Raw genomic sequence first — 17,729 nt, 5'->3', positions numbered from 1 at the left:
ATGACATCGGCAACCTCGTCCGCTCATGTCGGCACGGCGGGCAGCGGCGCCGTTGCCGGCCGCGACGCGCAAGCGGGCTTCGCGCTCGGCCTGCCGCCGCGTCCCGCACTGCTGTCGCGCCGTGCATGGCTCGCGCTGATCGCGCTGATCATCGTGTTCGGGCTCGGCGTACCGTTCGCCACGCTGGTGGTGCCGGAGACCAGCGCGCTGCATCTGTCCGCGTACGCGACAACGATCACCGGCAAGTTCATGTGCTACGCGATCGCGGCGCTCGCGCTCGACCTCGTGTGGGGCTACTGCGGCATTCTGAGCCTTGGCCACGCGCTGTTCTTCGCGCTGGGCGGCTACGCGATCGGCATGTACCTGATGCGCGCGATCGGCCACGACGGCAAATATGGCAGCGACCTGCCCGACTTCATGGTGTTTCTCGACTGGCATCAGTTGCCGTGGTACTGGCAGGGCACCCAGCATCTCGGCTATGCGCTGCTGCTGGTGGTGCTGGTGCCGGCAGTCGTCGCGTGGGTGTTCGGCTTCTTCACGTTCCGCTCGCGCGTGAAAGGCGTGTACCTGTCGATCATCACGCAGGCCATGACCTTCGCCGCGATGCTGCTGTTCTATCGCAACGAAACGGGCTTCGGCGGCAATAACGGCTTCACCGACTTCAAGCGCATCGCCGGCTTTCCGATCACGCACCCCGCCACGCGCACCGCGCTGTTGCTGATCACGTTCGCGGTGCTGATCCTCGCATTCCTCGGCGCACGAGCCATCGTCACGTCGAAACTCGGCCGCGTGGTGACCGCCGTGCGCGACGGCGAAACGCGCCTGATGTTCCTCGGCTATAGCCCGCTCGCGTACAAGCTGTTCGTGTGGACCGTGTCGGCCGTGTTGTGCGGCATTGCCGGCGCGTTGTACGTGCCGCAGGTCGGCATCATCAATCCGGGCGAGATGTCGCCGGGCAATTCGATCGAGATGGCGATCTGGGTCGCGGTAGGCGGACGCGGCACGCTGATCGGACCGATCATCGGCGCGTTCGCGGTGAACGGCGCGAAGAGTTTCTTCACCGCGAACTTTCCTGAATACTGGCTGTTCTTTCTCGGTCTGATCTTCGTGCTGGTCCCGCTGCTGCTGCCGAACGGCATCATTGGACTGATCGAACTCGTGACGCGCAAGAGGAACCGCTCATGAACGAAAACCCGATGGTTCCTGATCTGGCCTTACCGGAAGAACCCGCCGAGCGCTCGTTGAGCGGCGTCGCGAGCATGGGACACGTTGTCGTGCCAGGCGAGATCGACGTTTCGCACGGCACGATCCTGTACCTCGAAGACGTGACGGTGAGCTTCGACGGCTTTCGCGCGCTGAATGCGTTGACACTTGCGATCGACGCCGGCGAACTGCGCTGCATCATCGGCCCGAACGGCGCGGGCAAGACCACGATGATGGACGTCATCACCGGCAAGACGGAGCCGGATTCCGGCAAGGTCTTTCTCGGGCAGTCGATCGATCTGACGCGGATGAACGAGCCGTCCATCGCGCGCGCGGGGATTGGGCGCAAGTTTCAGAAGCCGACCGTGTTCGAGCAGCATCCCGTGTGGGAGAACCTCGAACTGGCGATGAAGGCCGACAAGGGCTGGTGGGCGTCGTTGCGCGCGCGCCTGGATCGTCAGGCGCAGGCGCGCATCGAGCAGACGCTGGCGCTGATCGGCCTCGAGAGCGAAGCGCGGCGCCTCGCCGGCGAGCTTTCGCACGGACAGAAGCAGCGGCTCGAAATCGGCATGCTGCTGATGCAGCAACCGGCGCTGCTGCTGCTCGACGAGCCAGCCGCCGGCATGACCGACGACGAGACCATGCAGTTGGCCGAGTTGCTCAATCATCTGCGCGGCACCTGCTCGATGATGGTGGTCGAACACGACATGGAGTTCGTGGCGGCGTTGTCGGGCGACACCGGCAAGGTCACGGTGATGGCCGAAGGACGCGTGCTCGCGCACGGCACGCTCGACGAAGTCAAGCAAGACGAGACGGTCATCGAGTCGTATTTAGGTCGATGAATTAGAGGCGCGAACGCACATGCTAGAAGTAGATAACCTGAACCAGTACTACGGCGGCAGCCACATCCTGCGCGATGTGCAGCTCACCGTGCCCGACGGCAAGCTCACGGTGCTGCTGGGCCGCAACGGCGTCGGCAAGACCACGCTGCTGCGCTGCCTGATGGGCGTCGTGCAGACGAAGAGCGGCTCGATTGCGTGGCGCGGCACGCCGATCACCAAGCTGCCGACCTACTCGCGCGTCGAGCACGGGCTCGCCTATGTGCCGCAAGGCCGCGATATCTTTCCGCGGCTGACCGTCGAGGAAAATCTGCTGGTCGGCGCGGCCAGCAAGAAAGCGCCCAGGAAAATCCCCGAGCGGATCTACGAACTGTTCCCAGTCCTGAAGGATATGCGCAGCCGTCGTGGCGGCGATCTGTCGGGCGGTCAGCAGCAACAGCTCGCGATTGGCCGCGCGCTGATGAGCGATCCGCAACTGCTGATTCTCGACGAACCGACCGAAGGCATCCAGCCGTCGATCATTCAGGACATCGGCCGCACGCTGCGTCAACTGGTCGAGGAAATGGGCATGACGGTGTTGCTCGTCGAGCAGTATTACGACTTCGCGAAAGACATCGCCGACCGGTATTGGGTGATGAGCCGGGGTGAGATCGTCGCGGGCGGCGAAGGCGCCAACATGGATACCGATGGCGTGCGCGCACTGATCGCCGTGTGATCGCGATGTGAGGGCACGCGCAAGCTTGCGTGCTATTCTCGCCACATCCTGGGCGGCGCGGCTCGCGCCCGCAAGCCCACTGGTCTTAACACGCCGATCGCACGTTCATTCGCATGTCGCTTCACGAAAATCACGTCACGCTCGCCACTGCGCATGCCGCCGCGCATTCGCATTCGTCCTGGCGCGCGCGTCTCGAACTCGGCTTCGTCAAACAGGACGAGCGCACGACGCTGTTGCATCGGCTGCATGATGGGCCGTTGCGCGTGCAGCGGCCGCTCTATCCGGAAGGTCATGCGATCTGCCATGCGGTGATCGTGCATCCGCCCGGCGGGATCGCGGGCGGCGATCAACTCGCTATCGACATCGTGGTCGGCGCCGGTGCGCATGCCGTGATCACGACGCCCGGCGCGACCAAGTGGTACAAGTCCAATGGCCGCGCAGCGAAGCAGCATATCGCCGTGCGCGTCGGCGAGCAGGCGAAGCTCGATTGGTTGCCGCAGAACAATATCGTGTTCGACCACGCGAATGCGCAGCTGGATTTTTCGCTGACCTTGGCCGAGGGCGCTACCGCGATTGGCTGGGATGCGACCCAGCTCGGACGGCAAGCTGCCGGTGAGCGGTGGTCGGAAGGTTGCTTGCGCGCAGTGTCGCGGATCGTCGGCCCGAACGGCGAGCTGCTATGGCTCGAACGCGCGAGCCTCAACGCGGACGATCCGCTGCGCGATGCGGCTCAGGGACTCGCAGGCTTTCCCGTCTACGGAACGCTGTGGGCCGTCGGCGCGGCTTGCGACAACGCGCTGGCCGAGTCGCTGACCGCGCAACTGCCGTTCGACGATTCGCTGCGCGCCGCTGCTTCGTGCGTGACGCATGGCGTGGTGCTAGTGCGCGCGGTTTCGCGCTCGATGGAGACATTGCAGCACGCGTTGACGCGCTGCTGGCTGCAACTGCGGCCGGTCGTGCATGGCGTCGCGGCGGTGCCGTTGCGGATCTGGTCGACGTAAATCGTTGCACACGCGATTCGCGGCCTGCTCCGCAATCCATTGCGCTGCCAGCTTCGAACGAAGCGAGCCTTTCACCGTAGTAAGACCCGCGACGCACCAACACGGCGCGCTCTAACGCCCCAATCGTGTGCGTCTCCTGGCTTGGTGTCCCGCCAGCCCACGCTGCACAGCCATGGCACACACCTTGCGTCGACCTTCCCCAAGATGCTGCCGCGCCCTGACGGCAGCCGACCGGCTCGCCGCCATCACGACACCGCCACCACCGCTCACAGAACATGAAACGACCACTCCCTCGCCCCACGCGCCGCGCGTTGCTCGCCGCGTTGCTGTCCGCGCCCATCGTCGCTCACCTCGCCTTTCATGCAGTCGCCGCTCACGCAGACACGCTCGACAATATCGCCAAGGCCGGTGTGCTGAAAGTGGCCGTGCCGGAAGACTATCCGCCGTTCGGTTCGGTCGGCGCCGACATGAAGCCGCAAGGCTACGACATCGACACCGCCGAGCTGCTCGCGAAGTCGATGAACGTGAAGCTCGAACTCGTGCCGGTCAACAGCGCGAACCGCATTCCGTATCTGCAAACGGGCAAGGTCGATCTGGTGATCTCGTCGCTCGGCAAGACGCCGGATCGCGAGAAGGTGATCGACTTTTCGACCGCCTATGCGCCGTACTACCAGGGCGTGTTCGGCCCCGCCGACATCAAGGTCGCGAACCCCGCCGATCTCACCGGCAAGACGGTCGGCGCAACGCGTGGCGCGCTCGAGGAAATCGGCCTCTCGCAGATGGCGCCGAACGCGACCATCAAACGCTTCGAGGACAACAACGCGACCATCGCCGCGTTTCTGTCGGGCCAGGTGCAGTTGATCGCCGCGGGCAACATCGTCGCGGCCGCGATCCTCGCGAAGAATCCGCCGCGCCGTCCGGAGCCGAAGTTCGTGATCAGGAATTCGCCGTGCTTCGTCGGCATGAACAAGAACGAGCCGCGCCTGCAGCAGAAAGTGGACGCCGCCATCGCGCAGGCGAAGCAGGACGGCACGCTCAACACGATGTCGAAGAAGTGGTTCGGCGCACCGTTGCCGACTGATCTGTAAGCGCGCCGCTTTTAAGCACACCCTTTTAAGCACACCGTTTGTAAGCCCACCGTTAGCCGGACTTGATACCGTGACCGGCTCATCCGGCCCTGCATGTGTTGCGGCCTCGCCGCGTGCGCTTCACGCGATCGCGACCGTAACGCGCAGTGCCTATCATTGCCGCGGCCGGACCCAGCAGGGACCGGCACAACCCAACGCACACATTCGATGAAGCTGACACCTCGCGAGAAGGACAAGCTGCTGATCTTCACCGCCGCGCTGCTTGCCGAACGGCGCCGCGCGCGCGGCCTCAAACTGAACTACCCGGAAGCGATCGCGTTCATCACCGCCGCGCTGATGGAAGCGGCGCGCGACGGCAAGACCGTCGCCGAGGTCATGCACTACGGCACCACGCTGCTCACGCGCGCCGATGTGATGGAAGGCGTGCCGGAGATGATCCCCGACATCCAGGTCGAAGCCACGTTCCCCGACGGCACCAAGCTCGTCACCGTTCATCACCCGATCCCCTGATCTCGTAAGGCAGATCCCATGATTCCCGGCGAACTCCTCATCGACGACGGCGAACACGAGCTGAATGCGGGCCGCGCCACGGTCACGGTGGTCGTGTCGAATACCGGCGACCGTCCCGTGCAGATCGGCTCGCACTACCACTTCTACGAAGTGAACGCGGCGCTGTCGTTCGATCGCGAAGCGGCGCGCGGCTTCCGGCTGAACATCGCGGCAGGCACCGCCGTGCGCTTCGAGCCCGGCCAGGAACGCACCGTCGAACTGGTCGAACTGGCGGGCGAGCGTGTCGTCTACGGCTTTAACGGCAAGGTGATGGGCAAGCTGTGATGCGCCGCGCGCTCAACTGCCTGACCGCCCTGCTCATTTCCGGACTCACACCATGACATTACGCATTGGCCGCCGCGCGTACGCGGAGATGTTCGGCCCTACCACCGGCGACCGCGTGCGCCTCGCCGATACCGAGTTGCTGATCGAAGTCGAGCGCGACTTCACCACCTACGGCGAAGAAGTCAAATTCGGCGGCGGCAAGGTGATTCGCGACGGCATGGGCCAGTCGCAACGCGTGCACGCCGAGGTCGTCGATACGGTCGTGACGAACGCGGTGATTCTCGATCACTGGGGCATCGTCAAGGCCGACATCGGCATCAAGAACGGCCGCATTGCCGCAATCGGCAAGGCGGGCAATCCCGACATCCAGCCGAACGTGACGATCACGATCGGCGCGGCCACCGAAGTGATCGCGGGCGAAGGCCTGATCGTGACGGCGGGCGGCATCGACACGCACATTCACTTCATCAGCCCGCAGCAGATCGAAGAAGCGCTCGCGAGCGGCGTGACCACGATGCTCGGCGGCGGCACCGGCCCGGCCACCGGCACCAACGCGACCACCTGCACGCCGGGTCCGTGGCATCTCGAACGCATGCTGCAGGCAGCCGATGGTTATCCGATGAACCTCGGCTTTCTCGGCAAGGGCAACGTCAGCCAGCCGCAACCGGCGCTGGAGCAGATCGCCGCCGGCGCGATCGGTCTGAAGCTGCATGAGGACTGGGGCACCACGCCCGCCGCGATCGACAACTGCCTCTCTGTGGCCGACGACACCGACACGCAGGTCGCGATCCACACCGACACGCTGAACGAAGCGGGTTTCGTCGAAGCGACGGTGGCCGCGTTCAAGGGCCGCACGATCCACACGTATCACACGGAAGGCGCGGGCGGCGGCCACGCGCCGGACATCATCAAGGTGTGCGGCGAAGCGAACGTGCTGCCATCCTCGACCAATCCGACGCGCCCGTATACCGTCAACACGCTCGAAGAGCATCTCGACATGCTGATGGTGTGCCACCACCTGGACCCGTCTATCGCGGAAGACATTGCGTTTGCCGAATCGCGCATCCGCCGTGAGACCATCGCGGCCGAAGACATCCTGCACGATCTCGGCGCGCTGTCGATGCTGTCGTCGGATTCGCAGGCGATGGGCCGCGTGGGCGAAGTGATCATCCGCACGTGGCAGACCGCGCACAAGATGAAGGTGCAACGCGGCGCGCTGCCCGAGGACACCACGCGTCACGATAACTTCCGCGCGAAGCGCTATGTCGCGAAGTACACGATCAACCCGGCGATCACGCATGGCATCTCGCATGAAGTCGGCTCGATCGAGCCGGGCAAGTGGGCCGATCTGGTGTTCTGGGAGCCGGCGTTTTTCGGCATCAAGCCGTCGCTGATCCTGAAGGGCGGCATGATCGCGATGGCGCAGATGGGCGACCCCAACGCGTCGATTCCGACGCCGCAGCCGGTGCACTATCGCGAGATGTTCGCGACGCGCGGCGCAGCATTGGGCCGCACGTCGCTGACCTTCGTTTCGCAGATGGCCGCCGACGCGGGCGTGGCCGAACGTTACGGCCTGAACAAGCGTATCGTCGTGGTGAAGAACTGCCGCAACATCTCGAAGGCCGACATGATTCACAACGCGTGGCGTCCGGCGATCAGCGTCGATCCGGAAACCTATCAGGTGATCGCCGACGGTCAGTTGCTGACCTGCGAACCGGCCACCGTGCTGCCGATGGCGCAACGCTACTTTCTGTTCTAACCATGCGTACTCTCGACAAACTGCTGGCGCCGCATCTGAAGCTCGCGCCGGTGCTGGTGAAGCGGGCGCCGACGCTGACGCTCGCTTGCGACGAACGGCGCAAGAGCCGGCTCGCAGCCACGCTCGATAACGGCGAAGAAGTCGCACTGCTGTTGCCGCGCGGCACCGTGCTGCGCGACGGCGATGTGCTGGTCGCCGACGATGGCGGCCTCGTGCGGGTGGTCGCCGCAGCGGAAGCGGTGCTGTACGTGCGCGCGAAAGATGCGTTGACGCTGACGCGTGCCGCGTATCACCTCGGCAATCGTCATACGCCGGTGGAAGTGGGCGCGGACTATCTGAAGCTCGAATACGATCCGGTGCTGGCCGACATGCTCAAGCGCATCGGCGCGACGGTCGATCAGGTGTCGATGCCGTTTCAGCCTGAGACCGGCGCGTATGGCGGCGGGCATAAGCATGGGCATGATGAGACGTTCGCTGAGGACTATGCGCTTGCGCAGCAGGTGTTTGGTGAGCATCATGGGCATGAGCATGGCCACGCGCACGATCACGACCACGACCACAGCGACCACGTGCACGACGAATCCTGCGGCCACGCGCATCACCCGCATCATGCGCATCGCTGAACTCACCGCGCTGCTGCATCTCGCGTCGCCGGCGCTGCCGATCGGCGCATTCAGCTACTCGCAGGGTCTCGAAGCGGCGATCGAAGCGCAGTTGATCACCGACGCCGATTCCGCCCGCGCGTGGATCGCCGGCGGCCTGACCGATGTGCTCGCGCACGGCGAACTGCCGTTCCTCGCGCATCAGATGGAGCGCTGGCGCTCGCATGACACCGCGGGTCTCGCCGAAGCCAACGGCGAATTCCTCGCGAGCCGCGAGTCCGCGGAACTGCGCCGCGAAACGGAACAGATGGGCTGGTCATTGCGGCAACTGTGCGTGTCGCTTGAATGGGGCGATGCGGCAAGACGCGCGACGCTCGCGTCGATCACGCCGCTCGCGCAACCCACCGCGTTCGCCTTCGCCGCCTACGCGCACGACGCAGCCGTCGACGCCGCGCTCGCCGCTTACGCCTTTAGCTGGATAGAGAACCAGGCCGCCGCCGCGTTGAAGGCCGTGCCGCTGGGGCAGCTCGCGGGCCAGCGCATCATCGTCGCATTGCGCGAGCCGATCGATGCCGCCGTCACGCGCGCTTTGGCCACCTCACCCGACAACATCAACACCTTCGCGCCGCAACTCGGCATTCTGTCGGCGCGTCACGAGTCGCAGTATTCGCGGCTCTTTCGCTCATAAATCGATCCATCATGAACGCACCTCATCATCCCGCCCTGCGCACGAAGAAACTGCCGCCGCTGCGCGTGGGCGTCGGCGGCCCGGTCGGCTCCGGCAAGACCACACTGCTCGAAATGCTCTGCAAGGCGATGCGCGAACAGTACGACCTCGTCGCGATCACCAACGACATCTATACGAAAGAAGACCAGCGTCTGTTGACCGTGGCGGGCGCGTTGCCGGCCGAGCGGATCATGGGCGTCGAGACGGGCGGCTGCCCGCATACGGCGATCCGCGAAGACGCGTCGATCAATCTCGAAGCCGTCGACCGCATGCTGACGCGCTTTCCCGACGCCGATATCGTGTTCATCGAATCGGGCGGCGACAATCTCGCGGCGACGTTCAGTCCGGAACTGTCGGACCTGACCATCTACGTGATCGACGTGGCGGGCGGCGAGAAGATTCCGCGCAAAGGCGGGCCCGGCATTACGAAATCGGATCTGCTGGTGATCAACAAGACGGACCTCGCGCCGATGGTCGGCGCGAATCTCGACGTGATGGCTGCGGATGCGAAAAAGATGCGCGGAGAGCGGCCCTTTGTGATGTGCAATCTGAAGGCGCTCGACGGGTTGGATGAGGTGGTGAGGTTTATCGAGAAGAAGGGGTTGTTGAAGGTTTGATGCTTTACTCCCCCGGATGGCATTCAACCAGGAATGCCATCATCTCCGTCGCGTCTTTCGACAGATAGAAGCGCACCATCTTTTCGTTGAAGTCGGCCGCGCGCTGTGCCGGGACACTGATCGCATCGATACCGTTTGCCATCAGTACGCCGTTCATCATGAAACGTGACGTACGTTTATTCCCATCGAAGAAGAACTGCTGCAACGCGCCGAACAGGAAGAACGCGCAGCCGCGTTCGAAGGCATTCGAAACCTGCTCCGCAAGCGCGCGGGTACCTGCGTTAAAGACCTGGTTGAGTTCCGGCGCCCCAGGTAAGGTTGGTAGCGGCGTATAGCGTCCTGCCTCGCCCAATGCGACGTCAGGTGTGTATCGCGTCTCCTCTCCTTCTCCACGGAAGACGCCCCACTCGAGAGCCTCGTTACGCGCAACGAGGCGATGCAGGTCGCAGAACGTGGTTTTATCGAGTGCAAATCGCCCATTCTGCACAATCGCCAGCAAACGCTTCGAACTCTCCGCGAGGTTCAGGATTTGCTCCTGATCGGAAATTTTCCGACCACCAACAGTGACGCCGTCGAGCAGCGTCTTCACTTCGGGAAACGTAAAAGGATTCCCTTCGAGCACACTCGCATCCCACACGAATTCCGGCAACATTCGATGAAAGCGGAAGCACGCCCGTTTGATCGAATGGATCGGGATGTCTTGTGGAATCGCGGCGCGGTCCCATTGAAAGCCAAGGTCGGTGAAAAGCGTCATCGCAGGCGGTGAGAGAGCGGTTCAAGTCACAGGGCCGGGGATTCACAAGCCCAATCTTCGCAGAATATATTAATTATCGATGAGCGAAGCGATGCGCCACGCTCCGCATTTCACAGCACTCACTCAGACTCCGGCAACACCGCCATCAACACGTCCACCGTCCGCGCCGTCGCGCCACGATGACGCGCGGCGAATGCGGCAGCCGCGCCGCCCATCGCCAGCCGCCGCGGCTTGTCGCCGAATAGTTCGCGCAAAGCACGCGCGAGCTCAGCCGGATCTTGCACCTGCAACGCGGCGCCTGCCGCCACCGCATCCGCCGTGGCCTGCGTGAAATTGAACACATGCGGCCCGATCAGCACCGGCACACCGACCGCGCACGCCTCGATCAGATTCTGCCCGCCGAGCGGCAGCAAACTGCCGCCGATAAACGCCAGATCCGCGGTGGCATAGTAAGCGCCCAATTCGCCCATCGAATCGCCCAGCAGCACGTTCACGCCGGCAGGCAACGCCGGCACGCCGCCGCTCGTGGCCGCGGACGCCACTTTCGCATCCGGCGCCCAGTTCGAACGCCGCTCGAGCCGCAGCCCGGCCTTCTCGACCAATGCCGCCACTTCGTTGAACCGTTGCGGATGACGCGGCACCAGAATCAGCAGCGCGGCCTCGACCTCAAGCGCCGCGAACGCTTGCAGCACCAATGCCTCTTCACCCTCGCGCGTGCTCGCCGCGACCCACACCGGCCGCGTGCCGATCGCCGCGCGCCACGCGTGACCGCGCGCCGCCAGTTCCGGCGGCGTGCTCATGTCGAACTTCAGATTGCCGAGCACCGCGACGTTGCGCGCGCCGAGCGCGGTGAGCCGCTCGGCATCCGACGGACTCTGCGCCAGCACGCGCGCAAACCCGCCGAACACGTCTTTGGTCGCGCCGCCGAATTTGGCCGCGCGCTTGTACGAGCGCGCCGACATCCGCGCATTGGTCAGCACGAGCGGCACATCCGCGCGACGGCATTCGTCGATCAGCGTCGGCCACACTTCGGTTTCCATCACCAGACCAAGCGACGGCCGCCACGCGCGCAAGAAGCGCCGCACTGCATGCGGCATGTCGTACGGCAAGTAGCTGCGCAACACACGGTCGCCGAAAACCTCCGTGCCGGTCGCGCGGCCGCTCGGCGTCATGTGGGTCAACAGAATGCGCGCGTCGGGACGCGCCTTCATCAGCGCGTCGATCAGCGGCTGCGCGGCACGCGTCTCGCCGACCGACACCGCGTGCACCCAGATCAGCGGCCCGTTGTCTTCAGGCAAGCGCCCGCGCGAGTATCCGAAGCGCTCGCCGAGATGCTCGCGGTAGCCGCGCTCCTTGCGCGAACGAATCAGCAGACGCAGCACCGCAAGCGGCGCGATCAGCCACCAGAGCGCGTTATAAATCGCCCTCAGCATCGGCACTCCGCGTGCTTCGCGTGCTTCGGCGCATGAGCCGCCACGCGTCGCAAAACCATCAGAAAGAGCGCGGCGCTCAAACCAGCGCCCTGCCCTTCAGGCGCTCGAGAATGCCGAGCGGCGCGCATTCGGGCTGCGCCATCGCCTTGACCGGCAGGAAGAAAGTCTGCTCCAGCATGAACTGGCCGGACATCACCGCGTGCGAGGTCTGGTCGGAGAAACACACCCACACGCAGCCCGGCGGGAACGGCATGGTCTCCTGCGGGCTCGACTTCTGATAGTCGAGATCGGCCTTCATGCCGTCGTGTAGATTCAGCATCAGATGGTCGTACTCGCTGCGCGGCGACTTGGTCACGTGCAGCAGATTCAGCAGCCATGCCGAACCCGGCATCTGCGGCTTGATGCGCGGCAGGAAGCGGCGCGCCATGTCCTCGAACGGTTCGCCGACGCGCCACACGCGCGGCGCCCCATGCGGGTTGACGTTGGTGAACACGCGCAGAATGCGCTCGCCGTAGTTCGGCCGCGACGGGAACGCGTCGACGTGCAGACGGCTATCGTCTTTACGCCACGAGGTTTCGCGCGTTTCCACCTGATGCAGCCGCAAGCTGGTTGGCGCGACCCGCAGCTTGCCGTTGTATTCGGGAAAGAGCCCGTCGACCAGCGTGCGCGCATTGGTCTGATAACGCGCGATCAACGCGCGCACCGCCGATTGCGTGACGGCGTCGCCGGCCACGCCGTGCAACGCGCCGCCGTTGGGTTCGAGGCTGATGTTCTTGCGGCTCGGATCGGCGAGCGCGGGATTGAGCAGCGCCTGTTCGCCGCCTTCGATCGCGAAGCGCAGGTTCGGGAAGTACAGCACCTTGCCGCGTTCGACGCCGGCGAGCAGCGTCTCGCGCGGCACGGACAGGTTGCGTGCGTGCCAGTCGGCGCTCGCTACTTCGATGATCTGGGTTTCGTTCATGGTCGCCCTTGAGAACGGAGGGTGCGCAAGGCGAAGCGCACCGACGGGTTACAGCAGGCCGAAACCGGCCAGTGCCGACTTGACCTGTTGCAGCGTGGGCGGCTGTCCGGCCGAGCCGAGATTGACGACGTTCGGCGACCAGTAGCCGCCGGTGCGCCACGCCGTCGAGAAATTGTACAACTCGACCGTGGGCCGCTTCAGCGCCGCCGCAATGTGGACTAGACCTGTGTCAACGCCAACCGTCGCGGCCGCGCCTTCGATCAGGCCGACCACCGCGGGCAACGACAGCTTCGGCGGCACGATCGCGGCCGCGCCGAATTCCTTCGCGAGACGCTCGCTGGTCGTGCGCTCGGCGTCGCTGCCCCACGGCAGCACGATCGACGCGCCGCGCCGCACCAGCGACTGCCCCAGCTCGATCCACGCGCTATCGGGCCATTGCTTGTCGGCGCGCGAAGTCGCGTGCACGAACACCACGTACGGCACCGGCAGGTTCAGATTCGCTTCCGACAAAGCCAGCGCCGCGCGCCCGGTGTCGAGGCCGAAGTCGATGTCGTCGGTGGGTTGCGGCGGCGGGTCGTTCAGCGCCGCGGCGACCAGTTGCCGCGTGCGTTCGACCACGTGGGTGCGCGGCTCGATCGGCACGCGCTTGCCGTAGAAGAAGCGCACCGGCCATTCGAAGCCCGCGCCGTCGGTGCGGTTCGCGAGGCCGACCAGCGGCCCGCGCGCCATGCTTGCGACCCATGCGGTCTTGATGAGCCCCTGGCAGTCGATCACGAGATCATAGTTCTCGGCGGCGAGCGCGCGCCGGAACGCGCCGATCTCGCGCCAGTTGTCGACCGACAGGATGCGCTTGCGCCAGCGCCGCAGCGACACCGGTATGGCCCGCCGCACGCCCGTCACCAGTTGCACGAGCCCCACGAAGCTTTCTTCGACGAGCCAGTCGATCAGGGCATCGGGATGGCGGCGTCGGATGTCGGCGATCACCGGCATGTTGTGAACGACGTCGCCCAATGACGACACCCGCACGATCAGTATCTTTTGCACGCTCAAGAGTGGGAAAACCGGCTATCCGGCCCGAAGATGCGTTAAGAGAGCCCCCAAACCTGTCGCTACGCGCCAGGCCCCCGAGGGGGGTGAGAAGACTTGGGACGGCCCGGCGTCTTAGTAAAAGCGCCCCCAAAACCTGTCGCTACGCGCCAGGCCCCCCGAGGGGGGTGAGAAGACTTGGGACGGCCCGGCGTCTTCTCACGAGAGGACCGCGATTTTAGCGCGTCACATGTAAATGACATGAAAAAACGCGGCGCGGTAAGTGAAACCCGCGCCGCGTTCTACGACGGCGGCGATTCGAAACGACCCGAAACGGGTCGAACCGCGCCGCCGCCTCAGCCTTTAGAACGGCAGTTTCGCATCGGCCTTCTCGGCGAGGATCACGCGACGAAAGTCTTCCTGAATGCGTTTGAGCGCCGCGTCGCTATCGGCTTCGAAGCGCATCACCACCACCGGCGTGGTGTTCGACGAACGCGCGAGACCGAAGCCGTCCGGATACTCGACGCGCAGGCCGTCGATCTTCACGACGTCGTCCGCGCCGGTGAACTTCGCGTTCTGCTGCAAACGCGCGATCAGTTCGAAGTTCTCGCCTTCTTCGAGCTTCAGCTGCAGCTCCGGCGTGGAGTTCGAGTTCGGCAGCGAGTTCAGCAGCTGGCTCGGATCGGCCACGCGCGTGAGAATTTCGAGCAGACGCGCTCCTGTGTACAGGCCGTCGTCGAAACCGTACCAGCGGTCCTTGAAAAACACGTGGCCGCTCATTTCGCCGGCCAGCGGCGCGCCGGTTTCACGCAGCTTCGCCTTCACGAGCGAGTGGCCGGTCTTCCACATCAACGGTTCGCCGCCCTTGTCCTTCACCCACTTCGCGAGATTGCGCGTGCACTTCACGTCGTAAATGATCTGCGCGCCCTTGTTGCGCGACAGCACTTCCTCAGCGAACAGCATCAGCTGGCGGTCCGGATAGATGATCTGGCCGTCCTTCGTGACGACGCCCAGGCGGTCGCCGTCGCCGTCGAACGCGAAGCCGATTTCCGCATCCGTTTCCTTCAGCGCGCGAATCACGTCCTGCAGGTTTTCCGGGTGAGCCGGGTCCGGGTGATGGTTCGGGAAGTTGCCGTCGATCTCGGTGAACAGTTCGACCAGCTCGCAGCCGAGCTTCTTGAACAGCTTCGGCGCGAGGCCGCCGGCGACGCCGTTGCCGGTATCGACCACGATCTTGATCGGGCGCGCGAGCTTGACGTCGCTGGCGATGCGCTCGAGATACGCGTCGGCGATATCGTACTCGGTGTACGTGCCGCTGCCGTCGCTGAAGTTCTCGTCGACGATGCGCTGATGCAGCGCGAGGATCTGTTCGCCGTAGATGGCCGCGCCGCGCAGGACCATCTTGAAGCCGTTGTAGTCAGGCGGATTGTGGCTGCCTGTCACGACGATGCACGAATCGACATGGCGTTCGCCGCTCGCGAGCTGCAACGGCACGCTGGCTGCGAAGTAGCCGACCGGAGTGGGCACCATACCGACGTCGACCACGTCGACGCCGGCCGCACGCAGACCGTCCGACAGTGCCTGAATCAGCTCGGGACCCGACAGGCGTCCGTCGCGCGCGACCACCACCGCGTCGCCGCCTTGCGCCCGCACCTCACTGCCGAATGCACGGCCGATGGACCGTGCGGCATCGGTGTCGAGCGTCTTGCCGATTACGCCGCGAATGTCATACGCCTTGAAAATGGATTTGGAGATCATGTTGGCTCACTTGCGTGCAATGGAAAATTTTGACCGGCGCACCGATGACCAATCGGTAAAACCAGCGTTAAAACGTAGCGGTGAAACGCTGTGGTGCGCCCTTGCCGGAAGCGATCCGGTTCCAACTTATAATTGCGTTCTTCTGACCAGCCTGAACAACGCCATTCTAATGCCTAGACGCCCTCCATTTGTTACGTTGCCGCGACAGTCGGCCGGGTGGGCAAACGCGCACGGTGCCGCCGAGCACTTCACACACGCGGACCGGCGAGCGGCGACCGGATGCTGACGCTCAAACGCTTCGCCAATCCGGACGTCACGCGGGCCTTCACGAATATCGTCTGGCTCGGGCTCGAACGGCTCACGCAGATCGGCGTGGCGATCGTGATCAGCGGCATGCTGGCGCGTTACTTCGGGCCGGACACCTTCGGCAAATGGCAATACGCGAACACGCTGCTGCTGGTGCTCTCGCCGATCACCTGGGTCTGCGGCGCGGAAATCCTGGTGCCCACCATCGTCGGCCGGCCGCCCGCGCAACTCGGCACCGTACTCGGCAGCGCGTTCGCGTTGCGTCTCTCGGTATCCGTCGCGGCGTTGCTGCTTACGTGGCTCGGCATCGCGCTGCATGTCTTCGAACCGCTGGTCGGCGCGATGCTCGCGGGGCTCGCGGTGACCATGCTGTTTCGCGAGCCGTTCGTCGGCGTGATCAACGCGTGGCTGCAAAGCATGACATACAGCAAGCCGCAGTTGCTCACCAGCATGAGCACCGCCGTGCTCAAGGCCGGCTGCGTCTATCTGCTGGTGCGCGCGGCGGCCACGCCCGCACGCTTCGGCTGGCTGTGGGCGCTCGAATCCGCGGCGATCGGCGCGGTGCTGCTGATCTACTTCATGCGCCGGCATGGCGGCCGGCTCGGCTGGCGGGTCGACCGTTCGCTCTTCAAGCATTTCGCGAGCGCGGGCACGGTGTTCTGGCTCGGCCTGATCTGTATGTATCTGTTTCTGAAACTGGACCGGCTGATGCTCGAACGGGCGATTTCGTTCGCCGACCTCGGCCGCTATTCCGCCGCCCAGCAGTTGAACGAAAACTGGATCACGCTCGCGCTGATGCTCGCGCAGACCATTGCGCCCGCGTTCGTCTACCGTGTGCAGGACGCCGCGCAACTGCGCCGCAATATGTGGCGGCTCACCGCGATGACCGCCGCGTTGATGGTGAGCGGCGCGCTCGTGCTGGACCTGCTGGCCGCTCTGATCATTCGGCGCGTGTTCGGGCCGGACTTCGAAGGCGCAATCGGGATCTTCCGCTGGGCCGTGTGGCTGTCGGTGCCCGCCGGCATCGAAGCGATCGGCAATCTGATTGTGCTGAAGTATCAGGCCAAATTCGTGTTGCTCGCGAAGTGGCTGCTGGCGCTGGCCGTCGCGTTCGCAGTCAATCTGCTGGCGATTCCCCGGCTTGGCGCCTATGGCGCGCTGGTGGGCCTCTCGGCCGGCTATCTGGCGGCTGCGTCGGTTAATCTTTATTACATTCGTTTCAAATTGCGCCCATGACGAACTCATCCGCCGCCGCGCAGATTTCACTCGACGACGTCGCGGTGCTGATGCCCGCGTACAACGGCCAGGCCGATGTCGATCTGACGCTCGCGTCGTTCAGCGAAACTGCGCTGGTGCACGTCCTGATCGTCGACGACGGCAGCACGCCACCGATCGTCGCGCCGGCGCTCGCCAACCTGAAGATCGACGTGCTGCGCATGCCGCAGAACGGCGGCATCGAGCGCGCGCTGCAAACCGGCATCGATGCGCTCGCGCAGCGCGGCTTTCGCTTTGCCGCGCGAATCGATGCGGGCGACCGCAGCGTGCCGCAACGACTCGCGAAGCAACGCCGGTTCATGGAGTTGCATCCGCAGGTGGCCGGCCTCGGCATGTGGACCCAGGTCGTCACGCGCGCGGGCGAGCCGCTCTTCATGCTGAAGCCTCCCGCCGAGCCCGATGCGATCCGCCGCTTGCGGTTTTTCCGCTCATGCCTCGCGCATCCTTCGATGATGCTGCGCATCGACGCGGTGCGCGCGGTCGGCAACTATCGCGCCGCGTATCGTTCCGCCGAAGACCTCGATCTGTTCGTGCGTCTGATGGAGCGCTACGACTGCGCGAACCTGCCGGAGCTCGGGCTCTACTACGAACTGAACGAAGGTGGTATCAGCGCGACCAAACGGCGCCGCCAGGTGACTTCGACGCTGCGTCTGCAACTGCGCTATTTCAACGCCGCCAATCCGTACGACTGGCTCGGCCTCGCGAAAAATCTGCTGCATCTGGTGATGCCGTACCGCGCGCTCCAGCGAGTCAAACGCGTCCTGCTCCCGCCGCGCGCGAGCCACTAGTCCATACACAGTCCCCGACACCGCCCCATTCACCGCCGAGCCC

18 protein-coding genes are annotated in these 17,729 nt (G+C 64.7%); 13 read left to right on the top strand and 5 right to left on the bottom strand.

What is annotated here, in order from left to right; all coding sequences use genetic code 11:
* The 11 genes from urtC to ureG all read left to right on the top strand — a co-directional run bounded on the left by urtC (position 1) and on the right by ureG (position 9,385).
* Positions 1-1,185, top strand: a complete 1,185-nt coding sequence (gene urtC / locus HV744_RS30355) for an urea ABC transporter permease subunit UrtC (RefSeq protein ID WP_175153040.1) — start codon at positions 1-3, stop codon at positions 1,183-1,185.
* On the top strand, positions 1,182-2,045 hold the full coding sequence (gene urtD, locus HV744_RS30350; RefSeq protein ID WP_175153039.1) for an urea ABC transporter ATP-binding protein UrtD: 864 nt from the start codon (positions 1,182-1,184) through the stop codon (positions 2,043-2,045). The genes urtC and urtD overlap by 4 nt, the downstream gene beginning before the upstream one ends.
* 19 nt (positions 2,046-2,064) lie before the next feature.
* Positions 2,065-2,757, top strand: coding sequence for an urea ABC transporter ATP-binding subunit UrtE (urtE, locus tag HV744_RS30345; RefSeq protein WP_175153038.1), 693 nt, complete (start codon positions 2,065-2,067; stop codon positions 2,755-2,757).
* A 113-nt stretch (positions 2,758-2,870) separates the two neighbouring features.
* Positions 2,871-3,758, top strand: coding sequence for an urease accessory protein UreD (locus HV744_RS30340; protein WP_175153037.1), 888 nt, complete (start codon positions 2,871-2,873; stop codon positions 3,756-3,758).
* Positions 3,759-4,033: 275 nt separating this feature from the next.
* Entirely contained in the window at positions 4,034-4,846 is an 813-nt protein-coding gene (locus tag HV744_RS30335; RefSeq protein ID WP_175153036.1) for a transporter substrate-binding domain-containing protein, read from the top strand.
* 207 nt (positions 4,847-5,053) lie between these two features.
* Positions 5,054-5,356 carry an urease subunit gamma gene (gene ureA / locus HV744_RS30330; RefSeq protein WP_054041799.1) on the top strand — a complete coding sequence of 101 codons (303 nt, stop codon included), beginning with the start codon at positions 5,054-5,056 and terminating at the stop codon, positions 5,354-5,356.
* 18 nt (positions 5,357-5,374) lie between these two features.
* Positions 5,375-5,680, top strand: coding sequence for an urease subunit beta (locus HV744_RS30325; protein ID WP_175153035.1), 306 nt, complete (start codon positions 5,375-5,377; stop codon positions 5,678-5,680).
* Between the two features lie 52 nt (positions 5,681-5,732).
* Complete coding sequence (gene ureC, locus HV744_RS30320; protein ID WP_175153034.1) at positions 5,733-7,439, top strand: urease subunit alpha; 1,707 nt, start codon at positions 5,733-5,735, stop codon at positions 7,437-7,439.
* Between the two features lie 2 nt (positions 7,440-7,441).
* A complete protein-coding gene (gene ureE, locus HV744_RS30315; protein WP_175153033.1) occupies positions 7,442-8,062 on the top strand; it encodes an urease accessory protein UreE in 621 nt (206 codons plus the stop codon).
* Entirely contained in the window at positions 8,049-8,729 is a 681-nt protein-coding gene (locus HV744_RS30310) for an urease accessory protein UreF (protein ID WP_175153032.1), read from the top strand. Before ureE ends, HV744_RS30310 begins: the two co-directional genes overlap by 14 nt.
* An 11-nt stretch (positions 8,730-8,740) precedes the next feature.
* The gene (ureG, locus tag HV744_RS30305; RefSeq protein WP_175153031.1) at positions 8,741-9,385 is read left to right on the top strand and encodes an urease accessory protein UreG; all 645 of its coding nucleotides are present in this window, start codon (positions 8,741-8,743) and stop codon (positions 9,383-9,385) included.
* Between the two features lie 4 nt (positions 9,386-9,389).
* On the opposite strand, the gene HV744_RS30300 is transcribed toward ureG, so the two are convergent.
* The 5 genes from HV744_RS30300 to HV744_RS30280 form a co-directional block, all read right to left on the bottom strand.
* Positions 9,390-10,139: a Fic family protein gene (locus HV744_RS30300; protein ID WP_175153030.1), complete on the bottom strand. Its 750-nt coding sequence runs from the start codon at positions 10,137-10,139 to the stop codon at positions 9,390-9,392.
* A 119-nt stretch (positions 10,140-10,258) separates the two neighbouring features.
* Positions 10,259-11,572, bottom strand: a complete 1,314-nt coding sequence (gene waaA, locus HV744_RS30295; RefSeq protein ID WP_175153029.1) for a lipid IV(A) 3-deoxy-D-manno-octulosonic acid transferase — start codon at positions 11,570-11,572, stop codon at positions 10,259-10,261.
* 76 nt (positions 11,573-11,648) lie between these two features.
* Positions 11,649-12,533: a Kdo hydroxylase KdoO gene (gene kdoO, locus HV744_RS30290; protein WP_175153028.1), complete on the bottom strand. Its 885-nt coding sequence runs from the start codon at positions 12,531-12,533 to the stop codon at positions 11,649-11,651.
* Between the two features lie 48 nt (positions 12,534-12,581).
* Positions 12,582-13,583 (bottom strand): lipopolysaccharide heptosyltransferase I, encoded by a 1,002-nt coding sequence (waaC, locus tag HV744_RS30285; protein WP_343056478.1) that lies wholly within the window; start codon positions 13,581-13,583, stop codon positions 12,582-12,584.
* Between the two features lie 339 nt (positions 13,584-13,922).
* Positions 13,923-15,317: a phosphomannomutase/phosphoglucomutase gene (locus HV744_RS30280; protein ID WP_175153026.1), complete on the bottom strand. Its 1,395-nt coding sequence runs from the start codon at positions 15,315-15,317 to the stop codon at positions 13,923-13,925.
* 279 nt (positions 15,318-15,596) lie between these two features.
* Here HV744_RS30280 and HV744_RS30275 point away from each other — a divergent pair, with 279 nt between their 5' ends.
* Both HV744_RS30275 and HV744_RS30270 read left to right on the top strand, forming a co-directional pair.
* Positions 15,597-16,859 (top strand): oligosaccharide flippase family protein, encoded by a 1,263-nt coding sequence (locus HV744_RS30275; protein ID WP_175153025.1) that lies wholly within the window; start codon positions 15,597-15,599, stop codon positions 16,857-16,859.
* Positions 16,856-17,686 (top strand): glycosyltransferase, encoded by an 831-nt coding sequence (locus HV744_RS30270; RefSeq protein ID WP_175153024.1) that lies wholly within the window; start codon positions 16,856-16,858, stop codon positions 17,684-17,686. The genes HV744_RS30275 and HV744_RS30270 overlap by 4 nt, the downstream gene beginning before the upstream one ends.
* Positions 17,687-17,729: the final 43 nt, after the last annotated feature.

It is taken from the genome of Paraburkholderia ultramafica (assembly GCF_902859915.1).
In the GTDB taxonomy this organism is placed as follows: domain Bacteria; phylum Pseudomonadota; class Gammaproteobacteria; order Burkholderiales; family Burkholderiaceae; genus Paraburkholderia; species Paraburkholderia ultramafica.
The sequence above is the reverse complement of the archived record's forward strand: the minus strand, read 5'-3'. Positions and strand labels throughout refer to the sequence as shown.